2 protein-coding genes are annotated in these 8,952 nt (G+C 68.3%); both read right to left on the reverse strand.

Translation table 11 applies throughout. The features are described 5' to 3' along the window. Positions 1–380, reverse strand: a 380-nt coding sequence (locus tag AB0L58_RS42695; protein WP_364397368.1) for a beta-ketoacyl synthase N-terminal-like domain-containing protein, incomplete at its 3' end; no start/stop codon positions are given. A gap of 11 nt (positions 381–391) precedes the next feature. Beyond that, positions 392–8,935 carry an SDR family NAD(P)-dependent oxidoreductase gene (locus AB0L58_RS42700; RefSeq protein ID WP_364397371.1) on the reverse strand — a complete coding sequence of 2,848 codons (8,544 nt, stop codon included), beginning with the start codon at positions 8,933–8,935 and terminating at the stop codon, positions 392–394. Positions 8,936–8,952 lie beyond the last annotated feature (17 nt).

Genomic DNA, 8,952 nt, shown 5'->3' on the forward strand with positions numbered 1-8,952 from the left:
TGCGGATCCATCAACGCCGCCTCATTCGGACTGATATTGAAGAACGCCGGATCGAACTCCCCAGCGGCATGCAGGAATCCACCCTCACGGGTGTACGCCGAGTTCGGCGTCTCGCCGGTCGGGTCATACAAGCGTTCGGTGTCCCAACCGCGATTCGCCGGGAACTCCGACGTCGCGTCGGTACCCGCCGAAACCAGGTTCCACAGCTCCTCCGGCGAACCCACCCCACCCGGATACCGGCACGCCATACCCACGATCGCAATCGGCTCACGAAGAGACGATTCGAGCTTGCGGTTGCGGGCACGCAACCGCTCGGTCTCCTTCAGCGAGACACGGAGGGCCTGAGCCAGCTTCTGAGTATTGTCATCGGGCTTGGTCATCAATCGGTCCTTCAGTCCTCGGAGGAGTTGTTGTAGGCCAGGTCGATCAAGCCGTCGATATCGAGCTCGTCGATCGACTCATCCGTGACGGTCTGATCGGTGCCGTCCTGGCTGTCCTGCCCGTTCGCGAGCTTCATGAGGGCGTCCAGCAGGCCCGCGTCGCGTAGCCGGGCGAGCGGAATCGTCTGGAGTGCGTTGCGAATACTGTTCTCCGACATGTCCGTTGCCGGTTCGGCGTCCCGATGGCCGGCCAACTGGCCGGCCAGATATTCGGCAAGAGCCTGTGGCGACGGATAGTCGAACACCGCCGTCGCGGGCAACCGCAGACCTGTCGCGGTCGCGAGGGCATTACGGAACTCGACCGCGGAAATCGAATCGAAGCCCAGCTCGCTGAAGGGCCGGTCGGGTGCAATCACATTCGCATTCCGATGACCCAGAATCGCCGCGACCTGACCGCGCACGATTTCCACCAGAACTCCGAGGCGTTCACCGTCGGGAGTGCTCGCCAACCGCGCCCGCAGCGCCGCCGACGCACCCGAGGCTGCCTTCCGGCGCTGCGGGACCAGCCCGGAAAGCAGTACGGGTACTGCGGATCCCGCGCCACGCATGGCATCGAGATCCAAGCGGGCGAGGACGGGGGCCGCCGTGTCCAGCCCGGTCGCCGCATCGAACAGCGCCAGGCCCTGCTCCTGCGACAGCGGCAGCATGCCGGACCGGGACATCCGGCGCCGCTCGGCATCGCCGAGCTCCGCCGCCATACCTCCGTCCATGCTCCACAGACCCCAGGCCAGCGAGGTGCCGGGGAGCCCGGATGCCCTGCGGCGCGCGGCCAGTGCGTCCAAGCAGGCGTTGGCCGCGGCGTAGTTGCCCTGGCCGGCGTTGCCGAACGCACCGGCCGCCGAACTGAACACCACGAACGCTCGCAACGCCAGATCGGCGGTCAGTTCATGCAGATGCAGCGCGGCATCGACCTTAGGCCGGAACACCGCATCCATGCGGGCCGGAGTCAGCGACGCGATCGCACCGTCATCCAGCACACCGGCCAGGTGGAAGACGCCCGTCAGCGGGTGCTCGGCAGGAACAGCGGCCAGCACCTCGGCCAACGCACCGCGGTCGGCGACATCGCATCCGATGAACTCGACCTCGGCACCGAACTGCTGCAACTCTTCTCGCAGTTCGGTTGCACCGGGAGCGGATTCACCGCGCCGGCTCAACAGCAACAGGCGGCGAACACCGCGCGTGGCCACCAGATGCCGGGCGAACAATCCACCGAGGAAGCCGCCGGCACCGGTGATCAGAACCGTGTCGTCCGGATCGAAAGAACCGGCCACCGGAGCGTCGGTGGAGACGACCCGGGCAAGTCGCGCGATGTGTACCTGCCCAGCGCGGACGGCTACCTGTGGTTCCTCGGCAGCCAGAATCCCGCCCAGCAGACCGTCGAGCTCGGAATCGCTGTCGATCAGCACGATCCGGCCGGGATGCTCCGACTGTGCGGCCCGGACCAGGCCGCCGACGGCGGCACCGGCCAAGTTCGAAATGTCCTCTCCGGCCACCGAGACCGCGCCACTGGTCCGAACCACCAGCACCGACTCACCGAACCGAGGCTCGGTAATCCACGACTGCAGTGTTTCCAGCACACCATGAGTGGCAGCACGAACAGCCGCGGGATCATCGCCCGCCGGGCAGTCCAACACCACCACCCGCGGAACCTGCTCACCCATGCCGCCGAGATCCGCCCAGGCCACGGCAGCGACCTCGTTGTCGGACACCGTGATCGATGGCCAGCGGACATCGAAGAGGGCAGTACGAGTAATGGGTGTGCCCGCGGTCAGCTGAGCGGGATCGATCGGCCGGGACGCCAAATGCCGCACCGTCGCCACCGCAGCACCCGTCGAATCCGCCAGATCCAGCGCAACCCCACGCTCACCGATGCGAGTCAACCGAACCCGCAACGCATCGGCCCCCGCCGCATGCACCGTGACGCCCGACCACTCGAACGGCAACACCAGACCGGTCTCCTCCGACGCGGTCTCATCGGCAAAACGCAAGGCATGCAAAGCCGCATCCAGCAACGCCGGATGCACACCGAACCGCCCCGCGTCGCTTCGCGCCACCTCAGGCAACGCGACCTCGGCATACAACCCGTCCGACCCACGCCACACCGCACGCAACGCCTGGAACACCGGACCGTAGTGATAACCCTGCGCATCGAGAGAGTCATAGACACCGTCGATATCCACCGTGACCGCGTCCGCGGGCGGCCACGACACCAGATCCACTGCGGGACTGTCGACTTCCGACGCGAGCCCGCCCTCGGCGTTCAATGTCCACGGCGTCTCGACAGCATCGTCGGGGCGGGAGAAGATCCGCACCCCGCGCCGACCCGCCGCGTCCTCGGCATCGACCACGACCCGCACGGCGACCCCTGCCGAATCCGACAGCACCAGCGGCGCCCGCAGCACCAGCTCCTCCAGCACCGTGCAGCCGAGCTGTTCGCCGGCGTGCAGGGCGAGTTCGACCAGACCGGTGCCGGGGACCAACACGGTGTCCATGACCGCGTGGTCGGCCAGCCAGGGCTGGGTCTGCACCGACAATCGGCCGCTGAGCGCGATCGCGTCGGACTCCGGTTGCGACACCACGGCCGAGACCAGAGGGTGCCCCGTGGCCGCGAAACCCATCGACCTGGCGTCACCACCACCACCGGCGGCGGGCCCGGCGGCCATCCAGTAGCGCTGCCGCTGGAAGGCATAGGTGGGCAGGTCGATGCGCCGAGCTCCGGTACCGGCGTACAGGCCGGCCCAATCGACGTGCGCGCCGGTGACGAACAACCCGGCCGTCCCGGCCACCACGGCGGTCGCGTCCGCCCGGCCCCGACGCGCCAGCGCGACCACCGTGGGAGTCACTGCTGCCGTCAGCTCCTCGACAATCTGGTTGATCATCGGGAAGAGCACGGCGTCCGGGCCGACCTCGGCGAACCGGGAAACCCCCAGACCCGCCATCGCGACAACCGCGTCGGCGAACCGGACGGTGTCGCGGACCTGGCCGACCCAATACGCAGGATCCGACATCTCATCGGTGATCCGCGCACCGGTCACCGTCGACACCAACGGGATACCGGGCCGCCCGAAGGTCAAACCCGCAATCGCCGAAGCGAACTCGACCAACATCGGCTCCATCAACGCCGAATGGAAAGCATGCGAAACCCGCAACCGACGCGTCCGCCAACCACGCTCGATGCACACCCCGACAACCGCGAGCACATCGTCTTCGACACCGGAAAGCACCACCGACGACGGACCATTCACCGCCGCAATCGACACCCCATCGACCAGCAACGGCCGCACATCAGCCTCGGACGCACCCACAGCGACCATCGCCCCACCAGCAGGCAACGCCTGCATCAACCGACCACGCGCCGCCACCAACACACACGCATCCTCGACAGACATCACCCCAGCCACATGCGCAGCAACAACCTCACCAATCGAATGACCAGCCACCACATCCACACACACACCCCACGATTCGAGCAACCGGAACAACGCCACCTCGAACGCGAACAACCCCGCCTGCGCAAACACCGTCCGATCGACAAGGTCGTCGCCATTCAACGCCACACCCAACGAAACCGACTGCCCCAAAAGCGGATCCAACTGCGCGACAATCGCATCGAAATGCTCGGCGAACACCGGATACACCGCACACAACTCGACCGCCATACCAGCCCACTGCGCACCCTGACCCGAGAACACCACACCCGTCGAACCCGGAACCACCCGGCCCGAAACCACACCAGAAGTGGTTTCGGCGCGGCTCAGCGCTTGTGTTCCGGCCCGCAGCGCGTCACGTTCGGCCGCGAACACCACGGCCCGGTGGTCGAACAGCATTCTCGAATCGGCAAGTGCGAAGCCGACATCGATCGGATCGTCCTCGTGGGCGCTCAGCTGCGCTGCCAGGCGGGCGGCCTGATCGGCGAGCGCCGCGCCACTGCGGGCGGAGAGCACCCATGGCAGCACTGCGCCGGCCGGAGCGGTCTTGACCTCTGGAGCCGGGTCCACTGCGGGCGCCTGTTCGACGATCAGGTGTGCGTTGGTGCCGCTGAGGCCGAACGAGGACACCGCCGCACGACGTGGCCGGCCCACCTCCGGCCACGGCACCGGCTCGGTCAGCAGCCGGACCTGCCCCTCGGACCAATCCACCTTTGTAGACGGCTGATCCACGTGCAGGGTCTGCGGCAGCAGCCCGTGTTGCATGGCCATGACCATCTTGATCACGCCACCCACACCGGCGGCGGCCTGAGCGTGACCGATGTTGGACTTCAACGACCCCAACCACAACGGCCGCGCGGCATCCCGATCTCGGCCGTACGTGGCCATCAGCGCCTGCGCCTCGATCGGGTCACCCAATGTCGTGCCGGTGCCGTGCGCCTCCACCGCATCGACGTCGACCGCGGAAACACCGGCATTCGCGAGGGCCTGGCGGATCACCCGCCGCTGCGACGGGCCGTTCGGCGCGGCGAACCCATTCGACGCACCATCCTGATTCACCGCCGAACCCGCGAGCACCGCGAGCACCCGATGCCCGTTGCGCCGGGCATCGGACAACCGCTCGAGCACCAGCACACCCGCGCCCTCGGACCAGCCGACACCGTCGGCCGAGTCCGCGAAGGACTTGCAGCGACCGTCCGGGGACAACCCGCGCTGGCGACTGAACTCGAGGAACATGTCCGGTGCCGACATCACGGCCACTCCACCGGCCAACGCCAGATCGCACTCCCCCGACCGCAGCGACTGCGCGGCCAGATGCAGAGCGACCAGCGACGACGAGCATGCCGTATCCACCGATACCGCAGGACCTTCCAAGCCCAGCGTGTAGGCGATGCGACCGGAGACCAGGCTGCCGCCCGCGTTGTTGCCGGTGCCGGCGCCCTGGGCGTAGTCGTGGTACATCACGCCGGTGAACACCCCGGTCGAACTGCCCCGCAGCACCGCCGGATCCACACCGGCCCGCTCCAGCGCCTCCCAGGAGACCTCCAACAGCACCCGCTGCTGCGGATCCATCGCCGTCGCCTCGTTCGGGCTGATCCCGAAGAAGTCCGCATCGAAATCGGCCGCGGAGTACAGGAATCCACCATGGCGGGTGTAGGTCTTGCCCGCCTTGCCGGGCTCGGGATCATAGATGCCGTCGAGGTCCCAGCCCCGATCGTCCGGCAGCTCTCCGGTGGTCTCCTCGCCGGAGGCGACCAGCCGCCACAGATCCTCCGGCGACGCGATGCCACCCGGGTAGCGGCAGCCCATCGCCACCACGGCGATCCGGTCGTCCCCGACGACTGTGCCTGCGGTGCTGTCGATGTCCTTGCTCGTGCCGGTGAGCTGGGAATCGATGAAGTCGGCGACGAGCTGCGGGTTGGGGTAATCGAAGATCAGCGTGGCCGGCAGTCGCAGACCGGTCGCGGTATTGAGCTTGTTGCGGAACTCGATGGCGCTCAACGAGTCGAACCCGAGCTGCTGAAAAGCCTGCTGGGGTTCGACGGCAGCGCCCGAGGCGTGCCCGAGAGTGTCTGCGGCGGTGGCCCGGACGAGATCGAGCAGTGCCGCGGCACGATCGGTGTCGGAGAGCCCGGCCAGCCGCTGCGCGAACGCCTGCCCAGCCGCGGTCCGAGTCGCCCGGCGCACGGGAGCGGGCGCGATCGCCCGCAGCAGGGCGGGGATCTGCTCGCCCCGGGTGCGCAGCACGGCCGCGTCGACCCGCAGCGCCACCACCTGGGCCGTTTCGGTGGCGATCGCCGCATCGAACAACGCAAGGCCTTCGGCCTCGGTGAAGGGCGGGAAACCCAGCCTCCGCATCCGATCGAAGTCGTCCTCGGACAGCTCGGCCCCGAGGCCGCTCGATCGCGCCCACAGACCGTAATCAATTGCGGTAGCAGGCAATCCGAGTTCGCGACGATGCGCCGCGAGGGCGTCGAGGAAGACGTTCGCCGCAGCGTAGTTGGCCTGACCGGCAGCCAGGACCAGCCCACCCGCCGAGGACAGCAGTACGAACAGCGACAGCGCGGCGTCGCGGGTGAGCTCGTGCAGATGCCACGCGGCGTCGGCCTTGGGCCCGAAGACATTCCCGAGCCGGTCGGACGTCATCGACTCGATCAGACCGTTGTCCGCGATTCCGGCCGCGTGCACGACGCCGATCAGCGGATACTCGGCCGAGATGCCGTCCAGCAGTGCGGCGACCGCGGCCCGATCCGACACATCGCAGGCGGCGACCGCGACCCGCGCACCGAGCTCGACGAGCTCATCGCGCAGCTCGGCGGCGCCGGGCGCATCCAGGCCCCTCCGGGATGTCAAGAGCAGGTGGCGCACACCGTGTTCGGTCACCAGATGCCGGGCGATCACCGCACCCAGACCACCGGTGCCACCGGTCACCAGCACGGTGCCCGGCTCGATCGGCCGGGCGATCGCATCCGGTGCGTGGCGGCCGAAGCGCGGCACGAGCACCGTCTGCGCGCGCAGTGCGGCTTCCGGTTCCGCGGCTATCGCCGCGGTCGCGACCGAGATCGGATCGTGGTCGCCGTCGAGGTCCAGGAGCTGGAATCGCCCCGGATGCTCCGCCTGCGCGGCGCGCACCAGCCCCCAGACCGGCGCCTGATCCAGCCGCACCGAATCGGAATCGGCCACGGCCACGGCGTGTCTGGTCGACACCACCAAATGGGTACCGGCGAAACGGGATTCGGCCAGCCAACCCTGGATGGTATCCAGGACCCGGGTCGCGACCCGGCGTGCCGCTTGCGGCGGCGCAGCGTCGTCGAACGGGCTCTCCAGCAGCACGATCTCGGGAACGACCGCGTCCGGGTTCGCATCCAGATCGGCGATCAGCGCCGCGAGATCACCGTAGCCCCGCACCGCACCGGAACTTCGGCCCCAGCCGAGCACAGCCAGCCGACCGGGCTCCACGGTCGCCGCAGGCAGGGCGACAGGAGTCCATTCCACGCGGAAGCGGGATTCTGTGGCATGGTCGGCACCCAGGCGATCGGCCGACACCGGTCGGGACACCAGCGCACCGACCGACAGCACCGGATGCCCCTGGTCATCGGCCAGCTGCACCGCGAACCTGGTGCCGTCGACCACGATTCGGACCCGCACCGCGGCGGCGCCGGCGGAGTGCAGCACCACGCGGTTCCAGGTGAACGGCAGGGCCGGGAAATCACCGACACCATCCCGAAGACCGTGCACGATACCGACATGCAGCGCCGCGTCGAGGAGTGCCGGATGGACCCCGAAGCCGTTGCCGTCCTGTGGATCCGGCAGCGCGACCTCGGCGAACAACTCGTCACCGAGCCGCCACGCCGCCTGCAAACCCTGGAAGAACGGGCCGTAGCCGTACCCGAGTTCGAACAACTCCTCGTAGACGCCCGCGAGGGGAGTCGGCTGGGCACCCGCGGGCGGCCACACCGCCAGATCGAAATCGGCCGCCGTCTCGCCCGGTGCGAGAACACCTTCGGCGTGCAGCAGCCACGGCCCCTCGGCGCGCTGCCGCGAATGCACCGTCAGCCGGCGGCGACCGGCCTCGTCGGCGCCGGCCACCACGACCTGTACCGCGACGCTGCCTTCGGCAGGCATCGTCAATGGAGTATGCAGGACGAGCTCATCCACCACCTCGCAGCCCAGGACGCCGCCGACGTAGCTCGCCAGCTCCACGTACCCGGTACCCGGTAGCAACACCACCCCGAGCACGCTGTGGTCGGCCAGCCACTCCATCGAGTCCACCGACCACCGGCCGGTGAAACTCACCTCGCCCGACTCCGGATGCGACACCATCGCACCGAGCAGCGGATGCTCCACCGCGTCCAGCCCGACCGAGCCGACCCCGCCCAGTTCGGCGCCGAGCCACGACTTCGCCAGCACCTGGCGGGGATCGAGCCAGAACCGTTCGTGCTGGAAGGCGTAGGTGGGCAGGTCGATGCACCGGCCACCGGCATGGAGACCGGCCCAGTTCACATCGGCACCGGCCACGAACAATCCGGCCACCCCGCCCAACACGGTGGACGCATCGGCCCGGCCCCGACGAACCAGGGGCACGATCGCCGGGGTCGCATGCAGCTGCCCGGAGTCGACGATCTGCGCGATCATCGGGGTAAGCACCGCGTCGGGTCCGACCTCGCCGAACCTGGACACACCCAGATCGGCCATCGCGACAACCGCGTCGGCGAACCGGACGGTGTCGCGGACCTGACCGACCCAATACGACGGGACGGTCATCTCATCCGTGACACGCTCACCGGTCACCGTCGACACCAACGGGATGCTCGGCCGCGAGAAAACCAAACCCTCGATCACCGAAGCGAACTCGACCAACATCGGCTCCATCAACGCCGAATGGAAAGCATGCGAAACCCGCAACCTGTGCGTCCGCCAACCACGCTCGATGCACTTCGCGACCACCGCGAGCACATCGTCTTCGACACCGGAAAGCACCACCGACGACGGACCATTCACCGCGGCGATCGACACCCCATCGACATCGGCCAGCAAGGGCAGCACCTCGGCCTCGGACGCACCCACAGCGACCATCGCCCCGC

Source organism: Nocardia sp. NPDC052112 (assembly GCF_040680135.1).
GTDB lineage: Bacteria > Actinomycetota > Actinomycetes > Mycobacteriales > Mycobacteriaceae > Nocardia.